Annotated in this window: 24 protein-coding genes; 11 read left to right on the top strand and 13 right to left on the bottom strand. The window is 27.6% G+C overall.

What is annotated here, in order from left to right; translation table 11 throughout:
• Positions 1-46 precede the first annotated feature (46 nt).
• Positions 47-484, top strand: a complete 438-nt coding sequence (locus ACFOWD_RS08460; RefSeq protein WP_377410977.1) for a fasciclin domain-containing protein — start codon at positions 47-49, stop codon at positions 482-484.
• A gap of 214 nt (positions 485-698) precedes the next feature.
• Here ACFOWD_RS08460 and ACFOWD_RS08455 read toward each other — a convergent pair whose 3' ends face one another.
• The 6 genes from ACFOWD_RS08455 to ACFOWD_RS08430 all read right to left on the bottom strand — a co-directional run bounded on the left by ACFOWD_RS08455 (position 699) and on the right by ACFOWD_RS08430 (position 6,800).
• Entirely contained in the window at positions 699-1,070 is a 372-nt protein-coding gene (locus ACFOWD_RS08455) for a glyoxalase (RefSeq protein ID WP_377409756.1), read from the bottom strand.
• On the bottom strand, positions 1,060-1,542 hold the full coding sequence (locus ACFOWD_RS08450; protein ID WP_377409753.1) for a hypothetical protein: 483 nt from the start codon (positions 1,540-1,542) through the stop codon (positions 1,060-1,062). Before ACFOWD_RS08450 ends, ACFOWD_RS08455 begins: the two co-directional genes overlap by 11 nt.
• A complete protein-coding gene (locus ACFOWD_RS08445) occupies positions 1,542-2,486 on the bottom strand; it encodes a phosphoribosylaminoimidazolesuccinocarboxamide synthase (protein ID WP_377409751.1) in 945 nt (314 codons plus the stop codon). The genes ACFOWD_RS08450 and ACFOWD_RS08445 overlap by 1 nt, the downstream gene beginning before the upstream one ends.
• A 43-nt stretch (positions 2,487-2,529) precedes the next feature.
• The gene (locus ACFOWD_RS08440; RefSeq protein WP_377409750.1) at positions 2,530-5,154 is read right to left on the bottom strand and encodes a T9SS type B sorting domain-containing protein; all 2,625 of its coding nucleotides are present in this window, start codon (positions 5,152-5,154) and stop codon (positions 2,530-2,532) included.
• Positions 5,155-5,238: 84 nt separating this feature from the next.
• Positions 5,239-5,850: a hypothetical protein gene (locus ACFOWD_RS08435; protein WP_377409748.1), complete on the bottom strand. Its 612-nt coding sequence runs from the start codon at positions 5,848-5,850 to the stop codon at positions 5,239-5,241.
• Complete coding sequence (locus ACFOWD_RS08430; protein ID WP_298993863.1) at positions 5,847-6,800, bottom strand: PhoH family protein; 954 nt, start codon at positions 6,798-6,800, stop codon at positions 5,847-5,849. Before ACFOWD_RS08430 ends, ACFOWD_RS08435 begins: the two co-directional genes overlap by 4 nt.
• Positions 6,801-6,929: 129 nt before the next feature.
• Here ACFOWD_RS08430 and ACFOWD_RS08425 point away from each other — a divergent pair, with 129 nt between their 5' ends.
• From ACFOWD_RS08425 to gldG, 5 genes are read left to right on the top strand one after another with little or no spacing between them, the layout of a single operon-like run.
• Positions 6,930-7,790, top strand: a complete 861-nt coding sequence (locus ACFOWD_RS08425) for an SAM hydrolase/SAM-dependent halogenase family protein (RefSeq protein WP_298993865.1) — start codon at positions 6,930-6,932, stop codon at positions 7,788-7,790.
• A 4-nt stretch (positions 7,791-7,794) separates the two neighbouring features.
• The gene (locus ACFOWD_RS08420) at positions 7,795-8,091 is read left to right on the top strand and encodes a putative quinol monooxygenase (protein WP_377409746.1); all 297 of its coding nucleotides are present in this window, start codon (positions 7,795-7,797) and stop codon (positions 8,089-8,091) included.
• The gene (locus ACFOWD_RS08415) at positions 8,091-8,612 is read left to right on the top strand and encodes a GNAT family N-acetyltransferase (RefSeq protein WP_377409745.1); all 522 of its coding nucleotides are present in this window, start codon (positions 8,091-8,093) and stop codon (positions 8,610-8,612) included. Before ACFOWD_RS08420 ends, ACFOWD_RS08415 begins: the two co-directional genes overlap by 1 nt.
• Positions 8,613-9,332, top strand: a complete 720-nt coding sequence (gldF, locus tag ACFOWD_RS08410) for a gliding motility-associated ABC transporter permease subunit GldF (protein ID WP_377409743.1) — start codon at positions 8,613-8,615, stop codon at positions 9,330-9,332.
• Positions 9,325-10,965 carry a gliding motility-associated ABC transporter substrate-binding protein GldG gene (gene gldG / locus ACFOWD_RS08405; RefSeq protein ID WP_377409741.1) on the top strand — a complete coding sequence of 547 codons (1,641 nt, stop codon included), beginning with the start codon at positions 9,325-9,327 and terminating at the stop codon, positions 10,963-10,965. The genes gldF and gldG overlap by 8 nt, the downstream gene beginning before the upstream one ends.
• On the opposite strand, the gene ACFOWD_RS08400 is transcribed toward gldG, so the two are convergent.
• On the bottom strand, positions 10,962-11,723 hold the full coding sequence (locus ACFOWD_RS08400) for a dTDP-glucose 4,6-dehydratase (protein ID WP_377409739.1): 762 nt from the start codon (positions 11,721-11,723) through the stop codon (positions 10,962-10,964). The two genes, gldG and ACFOWD_RS08400, sit on opposite strands and share 4 nt — an antisense overlap.
• 54 nt (positions 11,724-11,777) lie before the next feature.
• Positions 11,778-12,452 (bottom strand): MIP/aquaporin family protein, encoded by a 675-nt coding sequence (locus ACFOWD_RS08395; protein ID WP_298993876.1) that lies wholly within the window; start codon positions 12,450-12,452, stop codon positions 11,778-11,780.
• A 106-nt stretch (positions 12,453-12,558) separates the two neighbouring features.
• Here ACFOWD_RS08395 and ACFOWD_RS08390 point away from each other — a divergent pair, with 106 nt between their 5' ends.
• Positions 12,559-13,407: a DUF2911 domain-containing protein gene (locus ACFOWD_RS08390; RefSeq protein ID WP_298993878.1), complete on the top strand. Its 849-nt coding sequence runs from the start codon at positions 12,559-12,561 to the stop codon at positions 13,405-13,407.
• Positions 13,408-13,594: 187 nt separating this feature from the next.
• The gene (locus tag ACFOWD_RS08385; protein ID WP_377409736.1) at positions 13,595-14,356 is read left to right on the top strand and encodes a phospholipase D-like domain-containing protein; all 762 of its coding nucleotides are present in this window, start codon (positions 13,595-13,597) and stop codon (positions 14,354-14,356) included.
• Positions 14,357-14,503: 147 nt separating this feature from the next.
• Here ACFOWD_RS08385 and ACFOWD_RS08380 read toward each other — a convergent pair whose 3' ends face one another.
• The 5 genes from ACFOWD_RS08380 to ACFOWD_RS08360 form a co-directional block, all read right to left on the bottom strand.
• Complete coding sequence (locus tag ACFOWD_RS08380) at positions 14,504-14,926, bottom strand: thioesterase family protein (RefSeq protein ID WP_377409734.1); 423 nt, start codon at positions 14,924-14,926, stop codon at positions 14,504-14,506.
• 159 nt (positions 14,927-15,085) lie between these two features.
• Positions 15,086-15,955 (bottom strand): DUF5777 family beta-barrel protein, encoded by an 870-nt coding sequence (locus ACFOWD_RS08375; protein WP_377409732.1) that lies wholly within the window; start codon positions 15,953-15,955, stop codon positions 15,086-15,088.
• Positions 15,956-15,957: 2 nt separating this feature from the next.
• A complete protein-coding gene (locus tag ACFOWD_RS08370; RefSeq protein WP_377409730.1) occupies positions 15,958-16,512 on the bottom strand; it encodes a YceI family protein in 555 nt (184 codons plus the stop codon).
• 11 nt (positions 16,513-16,523) lie between these two features.
• Entirely contained in the window at positions 16,524-16,865 is a 342-nt protein-coding gene (locus ACFOWD_RS08365) for a cytochrome c (protein WP_377409728.1), read from the bottom strand.
• Between the two features lie 141 nt (positions 16,866-17,006).
• Entirely contained in the window at positions 17,007-18,095 is a 1,089-nt protein-coding gene (locus tag ACFOWD_RS08360; RefSeq protein ID WP_377409726.1) for a LytR/AlgR family response regulator transcription factor, read from the bottom strand.
• 131 nt (positions 18,096-18,226) lie between these two features.
• Between ACFOWD_RS08360 and ACFOWD_RS08355 the strand changes: the two genes are divergently transcribed.
• Genes ACFOWD_RS08355 through ACFOWD_RS08345 form a run of 3 tightly spaced genes read left to right on the top strand, consistent with a single transcriptional unit; the run spans position 18,227 to position 20,118 of the window.
• Complete coding sequence (locus tag ACFOWD_RS08355) at positions 18,227-18,667, top strand: OB-fold protein (protein WP_298993892.1); 441 nt, start codon at positions 18,227-18,229, stop codon at positions 18,665-18,667.
• Positions 18,660-19,205 (top strand): YceI family protein, encoded by a 546-nt coding sequence (locus ACFOWD_RS08350; RefSeq protein WP_377409724.1) that lies wholly within the window; start codon positions 18,660-18,662, stop codon positions 19,203-19,205. The genes ACFOWD_RS08355 and ACFOWD_RS08350 overlap by 8 nt, the downstream gene beginning before the upstream one ends.
• Positions 19,195-20,118: a DUF5777 family beta-barrel protein gene (locus tag ACFOWD_RS08345; protein ID WP_377409722.1), complete on the top strand. Its 924-nt coding sequence runs from the start codon at positions 19,195-19,197 to the stop codon at positions 20,116-20,118. The genes ACFOWD_RS08350 and ACFOWD_RS08345 overlap by 11 nt, the downstream gene beginning before the upstream one ends.
• The last annotated feature ends 60 nt before the right edge of the window (positions 20,119-20,178 follow it).

Genomic DNA, 20,178 nt, shown 5'->3' with positions numbered 1-20,178 from the left:
AGAAAATGACAAAAAAATCAAAAAAGAAACTAGCTAAGAAAAAACTATTGTAGGAGTTGCAGCTTCTAATGATAATTTTACAACATTAGTAGCAGCTGTTAAAGCAGCTGGTTTAGTAGACGTCTTAAATAGTAAAGGTCCTTTTACTGTATTTGCACCTGTAAATGATGCTTTTGCTAAGTTACCAGAAGGAACAGTAGGTACTTTATTAAAACCAGAAAATAAAAAATTATTAACTGCTATTTTAACTTACCATGTTGTAGCTGGTGAATTTAAAGCTAAAGATGTAGTAAAAGCTATTACAGATAATAATGGGAAGTTTGTTATAAAAACTGTACAAGGAGGTCAATTAACTGCATCTCTAAAAGATGGTAAAGTTATTTTAACTGATGTAAAAGGAAACACTTCTACAGTAGTATTAACAGATGTTGCTGCATCTAATGGAGTTATACATGCTATTGATTCTGTTGTAATGCCACAATAATATAATTAAGTCTTATAACAACATAACAATTACTTATTATTGTTTATTTATTTTAACATTTTATTAAACAATTAGTTTTTATATTTGTAGTGTAAAATAGATTACAATAAAAAGTAATAAAATAATACTTCTCGAAGTATTTCGCGTTCTAGCGAAAATAAATAAAGAAGTTTTTTGGTTGATTGATTGAAACCGCTACAATTTGTAGCGGTTTTTATTTTTTATGAATTAAAGTATCTTGAAGTCTTTGAATAGTAATATTGGTAATTCTTCTATGAACTTCTCTCTTGTTCTTAAAATAAAAACTAAGTTCACTTAATGAGAAATGAGCAATTATAACACCAAATATTAATTTTTTAAAACTATTATCTTTTATTAGAATAGATTTTATTTTATTTAATTTTTGTGATACTGATAAGTCTAATAATTTAATTTTCTTTTCTTCTAAATAATTATTAAAACAAGCTATAAGTATTTCATGCTGCATTTTAATTATCGGACGAAGTGTTTTGTTTTGAAAAGACTCTATTTCTAGAGTATCATCTTTAACTATGTTTTCTAAAACTGGTCTTTCTTTAGGCTTCATCAGTAAGTTGATCTAGTTCTAATTGAAAATCATATTGTAAGTCTTCATGCAATTTTTCTATTGCTTTTTTTATCATTCTAACCTGTGTATTGAAAATACTTTGCAAACGCTGGCTTTTATAATAAGTGGGTATATTTTCTTTAATACTCTTACAAAAGTGAATTAATAATTCAGCCTCTGTTTCTTTCTTTTTAGAATATCTTATATACTTTTTAACTTGAGATAAAATTTTTCTACAGCTCTTTCTAATATAATAATAGCTTTTTGTATTTATTTCATCAAATTGAGCATCAATTTGATTTTTTATAGAAACCACATATGCTTCTTCATCATGAGCTTCGAACAATAAATAAGTAAGTAATTCTTTATTTTCTTTTTTAAAACGAGATAAGTGTAAACATAGCTCTTTTAACTCATTCGCAGATTTGTATGATAATTCGTCTTTAATTTGTTTTACTGTAGCTGTTTTCATTAAGATAAAAACTGTAAAACATTATTTTCTATTCTTTTTAAAACATTATCTGTGTTAGCTTTTACAAATTTTTCTCCAGTAATTTGCTCAAATAACTCAATATATCTATTAGAAATTTCTAAAATTTTATCATCAGACATTTCTGGAATTTGTTGTCCGTCTTTACCTTGAAAACCGTTTTCTATTAACCATTGACGCACAAATTCTTTAGATAATTGTTTCTGAGCTTCACCTTTATTTTGCCTTTCTAGATAACCATCTGCATAAAAATAACGAGAAGAATCTGGAGTATGTATTTCGTCTATCAATACAATTTTACCTTCTTTTGTTTTACCAAACTCATATTTAGTGTCTACTAAAATTAAATCTCTTTTAGCAGCTAATTCTGTACCTCTTTTAAATAATTTTCGAGTGTAATCTTCTAAAACCAAATAATCTTCTTTAGAAACGATACCTTTAGCAAGTATATCTTCTCTAGAAATATCTTCATCATGTTCACCATTATCTGCTTTTGTTGATGGAGTTATTATTGGCTCAGGAAATTTATCATTCTCTTTTAATCCTTCTGGCATTTCTACACCACATAAAAGACGTTTACCTGCTTTATATTCACGAGCAGCATGACCTGACAAATAACCACGAATTACCATTTCTACCTTAAAAGGTTCACACAAATGACCTACAGCAACATTTGCATCTGGATTTGCAATTAACCAATTTGGAACAATATCTGAAGTATCATTCATCATTTTTGTAGCAATTTGATTTAAAATTTGCCCTTTAAAAGGTATTTGCCTTGGCATAATTACATCAAAAGCAGATAGCCTATCTGTTGCAATCATTACTAAAAGCTCATCATTTATATTATAAACTTCTCTTACTTTTCCTTTGTAAACAGATTTTTGACCAGGAAAATTATAATGTGTTTCGTTAATGGTATTCATAAAAAATAATTCTTAGCACAAAAATAAGTCTATTTTTATAAAATTATTTTCTAAGTAAAGAAAAGTTTCCATAATAAATTTCACCATTTTCAGTTACTACTTTAAACCAAAAATCAGAGGATTCTAAAGGACTTCCTCTATAGGTGCCATCCCAAAAACCAATATTGCTAGGGAATTCTTTAATTAACTTACCAAATCTATTATAAATGTAGACTATATAATTTATGTTTGGAAAGTCTTTTAATTGCCAAAAATCATTATCACCATCGTTATTTGGGGTAAAAAAAGTAGGATATGTTTTTACAAAAACAGTTTCTATATAAAACTCACAACCATCTACACCTCTTACATAGACTGTTTGGTTACCACCAGAAAGGTTATTAAACTTGTTTTCTTTTTGATAACTAACACCATCTAAAGAATATTCATACGCTCTTTCTGAATTTACAAATACTTCAATATTATTATTTGTTGAAGAAAAATCATTAACTTTAATAGTTACATTTGTAAGCTCATTATCTTGTAAAACCTCAACTTCTACTGTAGATGTAGACACTCCACAAGCTCCATTATCTACAGTGTAGGTATAAACTCCAGAAGAATTAATACTAGGACTAAAAACACTTGTTACTAAACTAGTAGTTGCTGCATTTAAGGTTGTAGACCAAGTTCCGTTTGTATCTGGTTCTCCACCTAAATAATCAAATAAATTTATAGGATTAGCAAACTCACAAATAGAAACTTTACTACTTAAACCAGAGTTTGGTTTTTCTGTTTTTTTTACGGTAACTTTAGAAGAAATAGCACCACAAGTACGATCGAAAACTGTATACACATAAACACCTTCTTCATCTTTACTAGAATCAAAAACACTACCTCTACTTTCTAATTCTGGTGACCAAGAACCACCAGGACTTGGATTACCATTTAATTGATCGAATAAATCTACAGTTGTATCTTTATCACAAATTGTGATTTCTGCATCTAAACCTGCATTATTTCTACTTGGCAATTCTACAATTAACTGTGCACTTCTTTCTCCACAAATAGGATCATAATGTGTATAAGTATATAAACCAGGTGCATCATTTAAAGGATCAAAAACACCTGTACCACTTATTAATGCAGGAGACCAAACACCTCCTGGTTCTGGAGTTCCATTTAATAGAGTTACTAAATCTACTATTGGTGATGATGGACAAAATTCTACAATATTATTTTTTCCTGGATCTAATGTGCTAATTTCTTGAAAGTCAAAAATTGTATTATTGTTTGCATCTAAAGGTGTTGTATAACCAGTAGTTTCATTAATAATTCTTCCATTTATATCTACTTCATCAGGTAAATCACCCAAAATACCATCAGAATTTGGGTCTGAAAAACCTGCTTCTAAAACATCAAAACAACCATCATTATCACTATCTAAATCTATGCTATCTGGATATCCATCTCCATCTGTATCTACATTTCTGTTTCCTTCATCAATATCTAAAATACCATCATTATCATCATCTACATCTATAACATCTGCAATGGTATCATCATCAAAATCAATATCACAAATTTGTATTACAGTAAGTGCATTTATACAATCACCTATATTATTTTGTATGATTAAGTCACCTGTAATTTCTCCATTATTTAATAAGTTACAGAGCCAACTGCAATCAGATAATAATGGATTATTTGTTACTTCTACTTTACCATCAACTAGAATAAACCTACCAAAACCTTGCACTTTATTTAAAGCTGGATTATTTTTTACAATAAACCAATCTTCTAAGAAAAATATATGCCCCACTTTTAGTAGGTTATTAAAACCTGATATTTCTTTAATTCCTGTATCTGAAATTCTAAATCCTGCTCCTACCTCTTCTAAGCTTTCAAAACTTGGAATTATTTCTACAGTACTTTTTCTTATATCTACAAAACTTGTTATTTTTTTTAACTTGGTAAAGCCTGTTAAGCTTCTAATAGATTCAACATTTAAATCGTTTCCAATAAGTTCTAAACTATTAAACCCATCTACTTGCATTAAAGTTGGGTTAGAGGTAAAATTTAAATCATTAGAAATAGTTATCAAATTATTAAATGAAGGTATTTCTGTTAAAACAAGATTGTTACTTATATTTAATTGACCTCCTAAACTCCTTAAACTAGAAAAACCAGATATTCTCTCAAGAGCATCACTAAAACCAATCTCTAAACTTTCGTTCATAGTAGAGAGGCTTTCAAAACCTTGTATTTCTTTTAATTTAGGATTTAATGCAATAGTTATACTCCTTGCTTGTTGTAAATTATTAAAGCCAGATATTCTTTCTAATGAAGCTGAATTTGTAATTTCTATATCTCTACCTACAGTAGTTAAATTACTAAAACCTGAAATTTCGGTAATTCCTACACTTATTATAAGTTTACCTGTAATTTCTTTTATAAAATTTAAACCAGAAATGTCGGTCACTTCTGTTCCAGTTGCAGTAAAGTCGTCTACACCAGAAACAGCAGAAATTATTCTTAAATTCCCAACAATTCGCTCACAAGTGCTATAATTTTGTACAAATTCATCAACTCTTTCTTGAGATGAAAGAATTAATTCTTCTGTTTGTGGGCATTGAGAATAAGCGAAAAAGGAAAGTAAAAATATAAGTACAAATCCTATTTTTTTCATTACTTACAAAAATAAAGAAACCTTTTTTATAATTTGTCTAATTATTTCTTAATAACTAACAAAAATTAGAATTTAAAATGATGATTATTTAGGCAACTTCTTAATTTGTTTTAAGTTATCTGCAATTGGAGTTGCAGTTATTACCTTTTCTCCAGGAATAAAATAGAAGAAATAAGCAGAATTTTGTCCTATTTTTCGAATGTCTAATTTAGAATTATCTTTAAAAATTAAAGTATGATCTGGTACAATTTCTTTGTTAGTATATTTATACTTCATTCCAACACCCATTCCTGTTCTCATAGAAACAAAAAGTAAAAAGAAAACAAACATCATACCTGGTATAATATTTTTTTTCTTTTCCAATTCTTCATAGCGTTTGTCCCATTTTTCGATATTGTAAACTTTTGCATACCATTTTTTTGTTCTTAATTTTTTGTAAAACAAAAACATCCATTTGGTAAAATACAAATACATTAACCAAAACATTAATGACAGAAAAAGTGAAATTTTCCAGTTATTAATTAATAAACTTACAGGAGAAATTAGCGCATCTAAAATGGTAGTATAATTCAAGTAAGAAACTCCAAAAATTCCGTAAAAAATTGCATCACTAACAATACCTAAAATTATTAAGTACAAATAGCCTATGTAAAAGTAATCTTGAAGTCCTAATTTACTTTCTTGAATATTTATCATTCTGTTTCTATGCTTTTATATGCTGTTATAATTCTTTTTACTAATCTATGTCTAACTACATCTTTATCATCTAAATAAACTTGTGCAATACCATCAATATCCTTTAAAGCCAAAAGTGATTCTTTTAACCCAGAAACTTGTTTTCTAGGTAAATCAATCTGACCTGGATCTCCTGTTATAATAAACTTAGCATGCATACCCATTCTTGTTAAGAACATTTTCATTTGATTATGAGTTGTATTTTGGGCTTCATCTAAAATTACAAAAGCATTATCTAAAGTTCTACCACGCATAAACGCTAAAGGGGCAATTTGAATGACTCCTTTTTCTAAATGAGATTCTAATTTTTCATGAGGTATCATATCTCTTAAAGCATCATACAAAGGCTGCATATAAGGATCTAACTTTTCTTTTAAATCGCCAGGTAAAAACCCTAAATTTTCTCCAGATTCTACTGCTGGCCTAGTTAAAATAATTCTTCTTACCTCCTTTTCTTTTAATGCTTTAACAGCTAATGCAACAGCTGTATACGTTTTACCTGTACCAGCAGGACCAACAGCAAATAACATATCGTTTTTTGCCATTAAAGAAACCATTTTTCGTTGATTTTCTGTCTGAGCTTTAATTAATTTACCACTAACACCATGTACTAAAACATCTTTTGTTTTTTTAGAAGCAGCTGCTTTTTCTTCTTGACCTGTAGAAGTTAAAATACGTTCAATACTATTTTCATCTAACTTATTGTATCTATTAAAATATTTGATGAGTCTTTCTAAACGGATTTCAAATTCATTTAAAATATCTGGTTCACCATAAATTTTTAGCTTAGATCCTCTAGCAACAATTTTAATTTTAGGAAAGTATCTTTTTAACTGTTCTATAGTACTATTTTGAGTTCCGAAAAAATCTTTTGGGTTTATTTCCGTTAACTCTATAATGCGTTCGTTCAAATGTTTAAATTTTGATGTATGTTAGTAAGAATTATTAAACTAAAAATAGTAATTAAAACTTCTAAATTGATTAGTTTTGCTTAAAATAGTTAACAACTTTTACACAATTAATTAACAGAAAATAAATTAATGTCTTTAATTACTTTAACAACAGATTTTGGAACTAAGGACCACTTTGTTGGAGCTGTAAAAGGTGCTATTTATACAGAATTAGCAGATGCTAAAATTGTAGATATTACTCATGAAATATCTCCTTTTAATATTACTGAAACTGCTTACATATTAAAAAACTCTTACAAGAGTTTTCCTAAAGGAACCATACATATTGTTGGTGTAGATTCTGAATTGAGTTTTGACAATAAACACATAGCTTTAGAATTAGATGGTCATTATTTTGTTTGTCCAGATAATGGATTAATATCTATGATAGCTTCAGAAATACAACCTACAAAAATTGTAGAAATTAATATTCATGATAGAATAGAAAGTAGTTTTCCTGTTTTAGATGTTTTTGTACAAGTAGCTTGTTTTATTGCTAGAGGTGGTAATTTAACTGTAATTGGTAAAGAAATAAAAGATTATAAAAAGTTAATCGAAATACAACCAAAAGCCAACCAAACACAAACTCAAATTATTGGAGGTGTTTTATATATAGACAACTATGGAAACATTATTACTAATATTAGTAAAAAGATGTTTCAAGATGTTGGTAAAGGAAGAAAATTTAAAGTAAATGCATCTAGATATTCTTTTGAAAAAATCTATAATAAATACAATGAAATTGTTGGCAACAACACCCAAGATAAAAATAGGTTTGATGGTAATAAATTAGCTTTATTTAATTCTGCTGGTTATTTAGAAATTGCCATATACAGAAGTAATTTAAAAACAGTTGGTGGTGCATCATCTTTATTAGGCCTAGAATATAGAGACCCAATTATCATTGATTTTTTTAACGACTCTAAACCAGAATTCACAACTTTATCTTAAACCTATGTTTGTAAGAATTGTAAAAATGAGTTTTCACTCAAAGTTTATAGCAGATTTTGAGAAAATGTTTGATGAAAAAAAAGCCTTAATTAGAAAATCTGAAGGCTGTTTATTATTAGAGTTATATCAAGATAAAAATAATCCAGAGCAATTTTTTACCTATTCGTATTGGAACACAGAAAATGATTTAGAAAATTATAGAAATTCTGACTTATTTAAAGAAACTTGGAAACAAACCAAAACCTATTTTAACGATAAACCACAAGCTTGGAGTGTAGATAAAAAGGTAAGTTTACAATAATGAAATTTAACTTTACTTCTTATCCTATTTTAAAAACCCAAAGGCTACTTTTAAGAGAAGCTACAAAAGACGATTGTAAATCAGTTTTTGAATTACGTTCTAATAAAGAAATTAATAAATTTGTGGGTACAAAATTAGTTGAAACATTACAAGAAGCTAATGATTTTATTGAAAAATGCGATAATTTATATCAAAGTAATAATAGAGTATTTTGGTTAATAGAATATCAGAAAGAAATTATTGGTAGTATTGTTTTACATAAGATTAATTTAGAAAACAATTATGCAGAAATAGGTTATAAATTAAAACCTGAGTTTCAACAAAAGGGAATAATGAGCGAAGCTCTGCAAACAGTTTTAGAATTTGGTTTTAAAAAATTACATTTAAAAACTATTGAAGCTTTTACGCATAAAAATAATATAGCATCTAAAGTGTTGTTAGAAAAACATCATTTTATATTTCAACCCAATAGACGATGTAAAGTATATAGTTTTAACAGAATTTGGAGATTAGATAATTAAATGATTACAATTTTAAAAAAAGAATTCAATTCGTTTTTTGCAAGCCCAATTGCTTACTTAGTTATTGGTGTTTTTTTGTTGATTAATGGTTTATTCTTATTTATTTTTAATGACGATTTTAATATTTTAAATGCTGGTTTTGCAGACATTACTCCTTTCTTTTATTTAGCTCCTTGGGTTTTTCTTTTTTTAATTCCTGCAGTAACCATGAAAAGTTTTGCAGACGAATTTAATACAGGTACTATAGAACTTTTAAAGACCAAACCCATTTCTGATTGGCAAATTGTTTTAGGTAAATTTTGGGCTTCATTATTATTGGTATGTATTGCTATCATTCCAACTTTTGTGTATGTCTACACTGTTTATCAATTAGGTAATCCTGTTGGTAATATCGATTTTGGAAGCACAATTGGCTCTTACATAGGCTTGTTATTTTTAGCAGCCACTTATACAGCTGTTGGCTTATTTACATCAACTCTATCTAAAAACCAAATAGTGGCTTTTATTTTGGGTGTTTTTATCACTTTTATGCTGTTTTATGGGTTTGATGCTATTGCAAACTCATTTGGTAATTCTGGCTTTGCTATTCAACAATTTGGCATTAACGAGCATTTTAAAAGCATCTCTAGAGGTGTTATAGACACAAGAGATATTCTCTATTTTTTAAGTGTTACTTTCTTCTTTTTATTCATTACTAAAATGCGTTTAGATAATGAATAAAAAAATTAAAAATATCATGCTTTTAATAATTGGTTTATTTGTTCTAAACTATATAAATCAATCATTTTACAAACGCTTTGATTTAACTGAAGATCAAAGATATACGCTATCAAAAACTACAACATCAATATTAGCAAAAGTAAATAAACCATTATTTATTACTGTGTATTTAGAAGGCGATTTTCCTTCAGAATTTAAACGTTTACAAGTAGAAACTCGTCAATATTTAGAAGAACTTGCTGCAGAAAATAACAACATTAAAATTCATTTTGAAAACCCAGACAATCAACGTGAAGATTTAATTAAAAAAGGTATGATGCCTAGCCAGCTAACAGTTGAAGAAGATGGTAAATTATCTGAAGCTATTATTTTTCCTTGGGCAGAAGTAAACTTTGAAGAAAAAACTCAAATTATATCTTTATTACCAACTGCAATTGTTGCTAGTCAAGAAGAACAATTACAAAAAGCTGTAGAAAATCTTGAGTATAGTTTTAGTAATGCCATACAAACGATTACAAGAAAAAACAAAAAAAGCATTGCTGTTTTAACAGGTAATGGACAAATGCAAGATATTTACATGTATAGTTTTTTAAGTGAATTGGCTAAGAAATACAAACTGGCTAAATTCACTTTAGATTCAGTAGCCAATAATCCTAAGCAAATACTACAAGACCTAACTTCTTTAGATTTAGCAATTATTGCAAAACCCACACAAAAATTTACAGAAAAAGAAAAATTTACTTTAGATCAATTTATAACAAATGGTGGTAAAACTTTATGGATGTTAGACAATGTACAAGCAGACCAAGATAGTTTATTAGCTTCTGGAAAAATGCTAGCTTATCCTAGAGATTTAAACTTAACAGATTTATTATTTTCTTATGGAGTTCGTTTAAATACTAGCTTAGTTAAAGACCTGTATGCTGCACAAATTTCTTTAGCAACAGGTAGAGTTGGTAATCAAACTCAATATCAAAATTTAGATTGGTTTTTTCATCCTCTAGTAGGTGGTAATCCAAATCATCCTATTACAAAAAACACAGCTCCTATTCGTTTACAGTTTACAAATCAAATTGATACTTTAAAAAATGATATTGTAAAAATACCTTTATTAATGAGTTCTCCATTAACTCAAAAAATAGGTACACCAACAATTATAGAATTGCAATCTATAGCTGAAGAACCAAAAGAAAAAGATTATGTTTCTGGCAACCAATTATTAGGAGTTTTGTTAGAAGGTAATTTTAAATCAGCATATAAAAACAGAATAAAACCATTTGAAACCAATCTGTTTAAACAGAATGCCAAAAACAATAAAATGATTGTTATTGCTGATGGTGATGTTGGAAAAAATCAAATATTAAAAGGAAAACCTACAGATTTAAACAGAGATAAATGGACAGGTCAAACTTTTGGCAACAAAGATTTTTTAATTAATGCTGTTGATTATTTATTAGATGACACAGGATTAATAAATCTTAGAAACAAAACACTAAAAATTAACATTTTAGACAAACAAAAAGCTTACAAAGAACGTACTTTCTGGCAATTTATTAATGTTGCTTTACCTTTAATCTTACTATTTTCTTTTGGTTTTGTTTTTAATTATTTAAGAAAAAGAAAGTATACTTAAATAGACAACAAATCATCGTGAATAAACTTATATCTTAAAACACGTTGTATTTTATCTGAAGATATTTTTTTCCATTGTACTTCTGTTTCTTTTTTAAATACTGGAACACTAAATCCTTTTTTTACTTTAGCATATGTGTAAAATTCTCTTCTTGTTGGATGATGATTAGAGCACGCATTAAACAATTCACCAAAGCAATCTTTTTCAATTATTTTATGAATAATTTGTATACAATCGTCTAAGTGAATCATATTTACAAAACCATTGGGTTGTGGTATTTCTTTACCATTTTTAAACCAATTGGCTGGATGCCTGTCACCACCAAACAAACCAGCAAAACGAATTACTGTTGTTTTAAAGTTTACATTATTTCTAAGTAAATCTTCTATCTGTTTATGAGGTGTATCCATAGTTTCGCTTTCTTCTGTCATTACTTTGTTTAAAGAAGGATACACAGAAGTTGTACTAATAAAAATTACTTTTTTAACAGGAGATTTTTCAATCTTAGCTATTAAACGTGTAAAATCTTCAATATTTTTATGGGTAATAGCAATAATTAGAACATCTGTTTTTAAAAACTCAACAATATTGATATCCAAAGAAATATCAATTAAAAAAGGAGAAATATTAAGCTGATTTAACTCATTAAGTTTTTCTGTACTTGTAGTAGAACCTTTTACATAAAATCCTTTTTTAACAAGCGATACTGCTAAAGGTTTACCTAACCAACCACAACCTAAAATGCTTACTACCATCATTTATTTAGTATAAATCTAAGGTTTTACAATAATAAATACTCTTAAAACTAACTTTTAACAATTGTTATTTAGTGACTCATCACAACAATTATCGTCTTTTACTAATTTACAAGAAACCACTGCTAATAAAGCTCCTAATATAGGAGCAACAACATATAACCATAAACCTTCTATATTACCAGAAACAATATTAGGTCCTAAAGAACGAGCAGGATTCATACTTGCATTGGTAATTGGACCAGCAAAAATGGCTTCTAATAAAACAACACCACCAATAGCAATACCTGCAATAACTCCAATTTCTTTACTTCCTGTAGAAACATTTATTATGGTAACCATCAAGAAAAAGGTTAATAATAACTCAAGCACAAAAGCGCGCCAAACATCTACTTTTGGTATGGTTGATCCTAAAAACTCACTCTCAGGAAAAAGAAAAAGCAAAATACCACTAGCTACAAAAGCGCCTAAAATCTGTACAATAATATATTTTGGTACTTCTTTCCAAGCAAACTTTTTAGCATATGCAAAAGCAATGGTAACTGCAGGATTAAAATGTGCTCCAGAAGTTTCGCCAAAAGCATAAATCATAGCCATAACAATTAAACCCCAAGTTAAACCAATACCTACATGAGTAACTGTACCACCAGTAACTTCGTTTATAGTCATAGCTCCACATCCACAAAAAACCATTGAAAATGTACCAATAAATTCAGAAATATATCTTTTCATTTTTTGCTAATAAAAGACAAAGATACAATCCCTTATTTTAAGGTTTTGTTAACAATTGTCATTTTCTGAAATTGTAATTTTGAAACAACTTATAAACACAATATCAATGAAAAAAATAATACTATTTGTATTTGCAGCAACGATTTCTTTAGCTACAAATGCTCAAATTCAAACTCCAGCTCCAAGTCCTTTTCAAAAAACTGAACAAAAAGTTGGGTTAACAGACGTTACTTTAGAATACTCTAGACCAGGTATGAAAGGAAGAAAAATATTTGGTGGTTTAGAAGATTTTGGAAAAGTATGGAGAACAGGTGCAAACGAAAACACAAAACTTACTTTTTCTACAGATTTTATGGTAGATGGTAAAACTTTAAAGAAAGGTACTTATGCTTTATATACAATACCTGGTGAAAAAACTTGGGATGTAATATTATATACAGATGCAACAAATTGGGGGAATCCTAGAAAATGGGACGAAAGCAAAGTAGCTGCTAAAGTTACTGTTACACCAATTGAAATGCCTATGGATATTGAAACATTTACCATTACTTTTGATGATTTAACAAACAGTTCTGCTGTGTTAGGAATTATGTGGGAAAGAATGTATGTACCATTTAAGTTTGAAGTACCAACTGATAAAATGGTTTCTTCTAGCATACAAAAAATAATGGCTGGCCCATCTGCAAATGATATGTATGGAGCTGCTGTATATTATTTAGAAGCTGGTAAAGACATTAACCAAGCAAAAGAATGGATAGACAAAGCTGTAGCAATGACTTCAGAAAGCCCACGTTTTTGGTATTTAAGACAACAATCTTTAATACATGCAAAAGCTGGAAACAAAAAAACGGCTATAGCTGCTGCTAAAAAATCTTTAGAATTAGCAACAAAAGCAAACAATGCAGGATATATTAAAATGAACAAAGCTTCTTTAAAAGAATGGGGAGCAATGTAATTTGATTCTCTTTTAAAATTATTAAATCTCAAGTGAAAGCTTGAGATTTTTTTGTAAGAAAAAAGGGTGTTTTTGCCCTTGATATTCTTGTTTTAAAAACCGAACTTCGCTAACGACGATTATAAGTCTTTCAAATGAAACTTTAATCGTTCTTAATTTGACAATAATATAGATAAACAGAATAAGAATGTTTTACAATGGAGCAAAATGCGATATCTACATTGGAAAAGGAGCAGGAAAAAAGCTTTTAAATGATATTCGAAACGCAAAACAATCTGTAAAAATTGTTTCACCATACTTGTCTCCTTTTTTAATTTCTGAATTAATAAATTTTAGAAAAAGGAATTTAGAAGTTGTACTAATAACAACTGACAATCTTGAAGACTTTTATGGAAACCATGAAAAAAATATTCATAAATTAATTATACAGAATAGAAATACTGATAAGGAAGCTGTAGAAAAAAGAGAGAAATGGAAAGATTTATCCAAAAGACTTACTTACATTGGAATTGGAGTTTTACTAATATTAATAGGTCTTGCCTATTATATAAGAGAATTAAAAGTAGCTTTCGGACTAATCCCTATTTTAGTTATATTTCTAATTATAAAACTCTATAAAAACAAAATAAAAAATAAGCGAATTTACTCTTATTGGTATTCTCAATTATTTCCTTTTAAAGTTTATATGTCACCAGACTCAACAGAAGAAAGTGACACTTTTATTCATAGTAAAATTTATCTCATAGATAATAAAATTGCATATTTAGGTTCTTTGAATTTCACATCAAGTGGAACAAAATACAATTATGAAACAAGAATAAGAACTGAAGACAAAAATGCAATTGAAAAAATAAAAGAAGAAATTCACAATTTGTTGAATCATTCTCACTTACCTGAAAGAGATATTCAAATTTGGGGAAAACATTTATATAGTGAACCGATAAATTAAAAGTACTTTTACTAACTCAATTTATGAAAATCTACTATTTTTATTCTTAACTAAAGCAGTTGCAATTTTATAAACTTTTAAATTTCTTTCGGAAATTCCTAACTACCAAATCGAAACTTTAAATACAGAAATACGTGAACAATATTCTTACCCTACTTTTCTTAATTCATTTTCTTGGTTAAAGTATTTTAATATACTTTTTGGTGGTGCTATGGTTTGCCAATTTTCATAATCAAACCAAAATAATTCTCTAGTAATTGTTGTAGTTAAAACATTTTTAGCATCAAAAAAATATATATCTACAACCATAGTATTTTTTGTAACAAACAAGTCTCTAAATTGTAAAGCTATACTAAAATGTTGAGTAAATAAAAGAGGTTTGTATTGGTGTATAACATCGTTCTTTTTTTCTAAACCTACCTTTTGCTTATTTAGTTTATGGCCTGTAAATCCATTTACATGTAAAAAAGTGTCTAATAATTTAGAAGAATATTTTAAAAAGGCAGCATTTTGCATCACCATAAAATCGTTTACATCTTCGCCTTTTACTTTATAATTTCTTTGAAACATGTTTTTTGGTTTTTAAATTTTGGGTGTAGTTAGTATCATCAACTTAAAAAGTGATGAAAAAAAGTAGATAAATGAATGTATAATTTAAAATGAGTACTCCACCCATTTATCTACCAAGTGTATTTCTTTACTTAGATTTTTCTTTCTAAAATTGGATTACTAAAAAGTTCTAGAAATGTTAAATCCTAAATGGATGTCACCTCCAAAAAAATCGCCAGTAGTTTCTGCGATAAAACTTTTTTCAATCATCGTAATTGCATTCGATAAAATCAATTGAAATACATGACCACCTGTTTCAATATCAACCCCAAAACCTAGGGCATTTTTAGTATTTATAGAAACAGATTCGTTAAATTGATGATAATATTCGCCATTTAAAGATACTCTGTTGCTTAATTTTATTCTGGCACCAAAGCCTAACGCAAAAATATCATGTGGGTCTTCTGCAATAGTTACAGTGTTTCTGTGAATATAGGTAGGTGAAACTTGATATGAGAACGATTTACTTACCTTTCTAGCTATTAAAACTTGACCTACATAAGATAGGTTTTCAGAAAAACTTCTTTGCACTAATGGAAAAGGCTCTTCTAAAGTTTTTGCAGCTACACTACCAAATAAAGAAATTGCAAAAGGAAAAGAATTATCGCCAGTTCTCTGCTTAAATAAGCTGTATTTTAAAAACATATCATAGGTTTTTTCGAAACTACTTCTACCAAAACCGCCTGTTAAATTATCTGTAAAACCATACTCTAAAGAAAAGCGAATGTTAGATTCATCTAATCCAAAAAGATCATCAAAACCAGAATTTATTCTTCCAAATCTATGAGAAATAATAAATTCTAATTGTTTGGCTTTTCTGTTTTCTACAGAATGTCCGTTTAAAATTCTTGTACCTTTAAAGGTAGAAGTAACAATATTATCTTTATCATTAGTTACTGTTTCTTTATCTAAGATATCTAATAAATCATCTTGACTAAAACATAACATAGATGATGCTAAGAAAACAAATGTGAGTAAAAACTTGTTCATGATTATTTTGTGTATGGTTGGTGATTAAATTTGAATGTTACTTTTATATTTTCTGCAATATTCATAAATACAATTTTTGGGATCTTAATTTTGTAGTCTTTTAAAGCTACTATAAAATTACCATCTACATCTATTGCATTATTTGCCTTTTTAAAATTTGCTTTTATTTCTACATTTTTAGAAACACCATGTATAGTTAACACTCCTTTTACTGTGTGTTCTTTTTTAGTATCACTCATATTTTTAAAGTCTGTGATAGTTCCTTTAAATGTTGCTGTTGGGTATTTATCAGACTCTATGTAATTCTCATTAAAATGCTCTTGCATTAAGGCTTTTTCGAATGTAAAATCTATCATTTTCATTTGAATAGCCATTTCACCTGTTTCTACATTAATAATACTTAATACATCTTTATTATCTGCAGTAATGTTTTCTAAAGGTGCTTTAGAGAAAAAATTAATATCACCAGTTTTGGTAAAATATTTGTCTTGTGCTTTGCCATTTAAAATAAGCAAGAAGCAACTAATTACTGTTATTATAATTTTATTAGTTTTCATATGTATTTTTTTTAATTATTTATAGCTCCTGCATCTACCCAACAACTAATTGCTTGTGTTTCTGCATCTGTTAAAGTACTACCTATTGGCATTTTTCTAGAAACTACTTGAGATTTTACATTACTCGCATTTCCACTTACACCTTGGTAAGTAGTAAGGTTAGGAAAGTTACCTCCTGTTCCATGACATTGTACACAATTAGCATCTATAATTGGTTTTACTTCAGCAGAAAAGGTTACTGTTGTACAAGGATCTATTTCTTGCTCTTCGTCTATATTAGTTAAACAAGAAGAAAAAACAACTCCTAAGCACAATATGAAATACTGTTTTTTAATTTTTAAAGTGTTAAACATTTTAGTTGGCTTTTTATATTACAATGTAAAGTAATGAAAATAAAGCAACTTAGAAGCTAACAACTTTTATTAAGAGGAAAGAATTTAGGCTAAAAAGGAAAAAAAAGCATTAAAAAGTAATCGAATTTTAAAGAAAATAAGCTACATATTTAGCCATTGTTTAAATTCTGCAGCCTTATTTTTACTTATAATAATATCTTCTGAGGTTTTAGATTGTAAGACAATTTTTAACTGGCTTTTACCATATTTTATAATCTTATCTATAGCTGTAATACTGATAATAAATTGTCTGTTTGCTCTAAAAAATAAAGCTGAATTTAAATTGGTGTACATATCATCTAAACTCATATTAGTTGTAGAACGCCTACCATCAAAACAAATTACATATGTAATAGTATTTTCTGTATACACATATGCAATATCATCTATATTTACAGGTACAAGCTCGTTTCTAACATAAGTAAGGATTCTTCTTTTTTCTTTTTCTGATGATTCTTCTATAGTTTTAATTGTGTTAGGCTGTTCAGCTACTTTTTCTTTATAAGATACTAAATCTGTATTTAGTTTAGAAAGATTTATTACTTCTGATGATAATTTAGAATTTCTTAATTCTAATTGTTTCTCATAAGAACTACCAATAGTTCTAACAGCTAAGAATGATAAAACTATTACTAGAACACCCATTACTAAAAAAATGAGATAAAAATTTGTTTTTAAAGCATTTAACTGTTCGTTTATACTACTAATATTTACATTTGCAGCTACAATTAAATCGGATGATTTTACTGGTGAAATATGTATAATTTCTGCATAATCTTTATTTTCTGAATCTATTAAAACTGCATATAAATCATCAGAATTATTTTTTTCTTTTAAAGAGTTTAAAAGAGTTTGATTAGAGTTTACATTTTGACCAACTTTGGTTTTATCTGGATTTACAACCTCTTTACCTCCCCAATTAAAGACAGTAATAAACCAAGCATCATTTTTAGTACCTTCTACAATCTGTTGAATGTTGGTAATTATTTTATCTTTTTCTAAACCAGAAGCTAGCTGAAAATCTATCATTTTAGAAATTTCATTAGCCTCTCTTTTACTAGATTCAACTTGAACTTCTATGAGTTGGTTAGCACTAACTTTAATAAAATATGTAGAAGCAAATAAGGCTACCAGTAAGAAAACTAAAGCAATAGATAAAAAGGTTAAAAAGTATAATCTGTCTTTTTTCATTGTAAAAAATAAAGTCGAAAGATAACATTTATCTTCCCTTTTCATAAAATATTTTCCTCTTTAAGTCTATTTTTTCCTTTTCGCTCTTTTTTTTATAGATAAAATAATTAAAAAGTATTTTCTTTGGAGTAATGAAAAAAAGTGAAAATCTCTTTTTATTAATTGCTTTTTTACTCATAGCAATATGTACATATTTTTATGTATTTCCTTTATTAAAGAATTCTAATGAACCTTTAACAAAAGAAGTTGCAGAACTAACTATAGATGCAAATTTGTTAGTAAAGTCTTTTGCAATTGATGAGCAAAAAAGTAACGAATTATACGCAGGTAAAATCATAGAAGTTACAGGTACAATAAAAGAGATTACTTATTATAACAATAGAACTACCATCATATTAAATCATAAAAACAGAAATAGTTTTGGTGTTATTTGTGATTTAAACCATACAGAAGAAAAAAAATCACAGTTTTTAAAACCAAATCAAAAAATTCGAGTAAAAGGGATTTGTAAAGGTTATTTAAAAGACGTTATTTTACTAAATTGTTCTATTGAAGTTTTAACTAATGAATAAAATTTTACTTTTTTTATTATTATCTTTCTTTATGACTGATTTATCATCAGCTCAAAATCAACAAATTGCAAGACAAGGTCAAGTTTCTTTTTTCTCTTACACTTCTGTAGAAAATATTGAAGCCAATAACAATCAGGTTTTAAGTATCATAGATTATAGCAAAAGTAAAATTGCTGTAAGTATGTTAATGCGTGCATTTGTGTTTAAGAAAGATTTAATGTATGAGCATTTCAATGAAAGTTATATAGAATCAGATTTGTACCCGAAAGCAAATTTTGAAGGTACTATTATAGATTTTGATGAAAACTTAGCATCACAAACTAAAATTATTAAAGGGCAACTTTTTATTCATGGTGTAACTAAAGACATCGAAATTAAAACCAATATTCAGAAAAATAAGGGTAATTATACTTTAGATGGTGAGTTTGATGTTTTAGTAAAAGATTTTAAAATTAAAATACCTCCTATTCTAGCAAGTAATATCGCAAAAACCATAGCCATTAAATTTAGATTTCAATATCAACCTTATGAAGAATAAATTTATACATAAAAGCATTTTATTTATTTGTATTGCTATTGTAACTAGCATACAATCACAAAGTCTGTTAGATAAATTAGACAAAGAGTTTTCTAATATAGTGTTTGACGAAATTGCAACATTTAAGACAACTAGATTAGGATTAATGCATTCTATAGAAACTCGTAAAAAAGGTGCTTTACAACTAAGTTTATATTTTAGATACTGGGATACACCAAATGCTACAGGTCAAAAATTTTTAGCAGATGAAGTTAGCACAAGATATGGTTTAGAATATGCATTTACTGATAATTTTACTTTTGGTTTAGGATATACAAATTTTGATAAAATTGCTGATGGATTTTTAAAATATCGTTTACTAAAACAAAAAAATAAAGATAAAAAAGGCTGGTTTAGCTTAACATTAGTACAAACATTATCACATAGAAAAGTAGAAAATACAAGTGGTAATTTATATCAACCTTCTACTTCATCAGAAGATATTTATGCTTTTGTTACACAAGCTTTATTTGCTAGAAAGTTTAATCCAAATTTATCTATACAAATAGCACCAACTTTTATTCATAGAGCATCAAACTCTAATTCTAATGATGCTAACAATCAATTTGCTATTGGTTTTGGAGGTAGACATAAAATTACAAAACATACATCTTTAGTTTCTGAATACAATTATGTAGTAAACCCAGTTAAATCTTTTGACACCTACAATACGTTTATGATAGGTGTTAATTGGGAAGTAAGTGATTTAATGCTGCAGTTTCATTTAACCAATGCCAGAAACTTTGCAGAAGATACTTTTTTAACACAGACTACAAATAACTTTAATTTTAAAGATCCTAATTTACATTTTGGTGTAAATGCTACTTACATCATACACACTAAAAAGAAGAAAATAAAAGAAATTACAGATTAATATTTTATTATATAAAGTTTACAATAAATAAAAAAGCATCCCAAAAGGATGCTTTTTTAT

The sequence above is a fragment of the Polaribacter marinivivus genome, from assembly GCF_042651285.1.
Classification (GTDB): domain Bacteria; phylum Bacteroidota; class Bacteroidia; order Flavobacteriales; family Flavobacteriaceae; genus Polaribacter; species Polaribacter marinivivus.
This window is presented reverse-complemented; position numbering and strand designations above follow the sequence as displayed.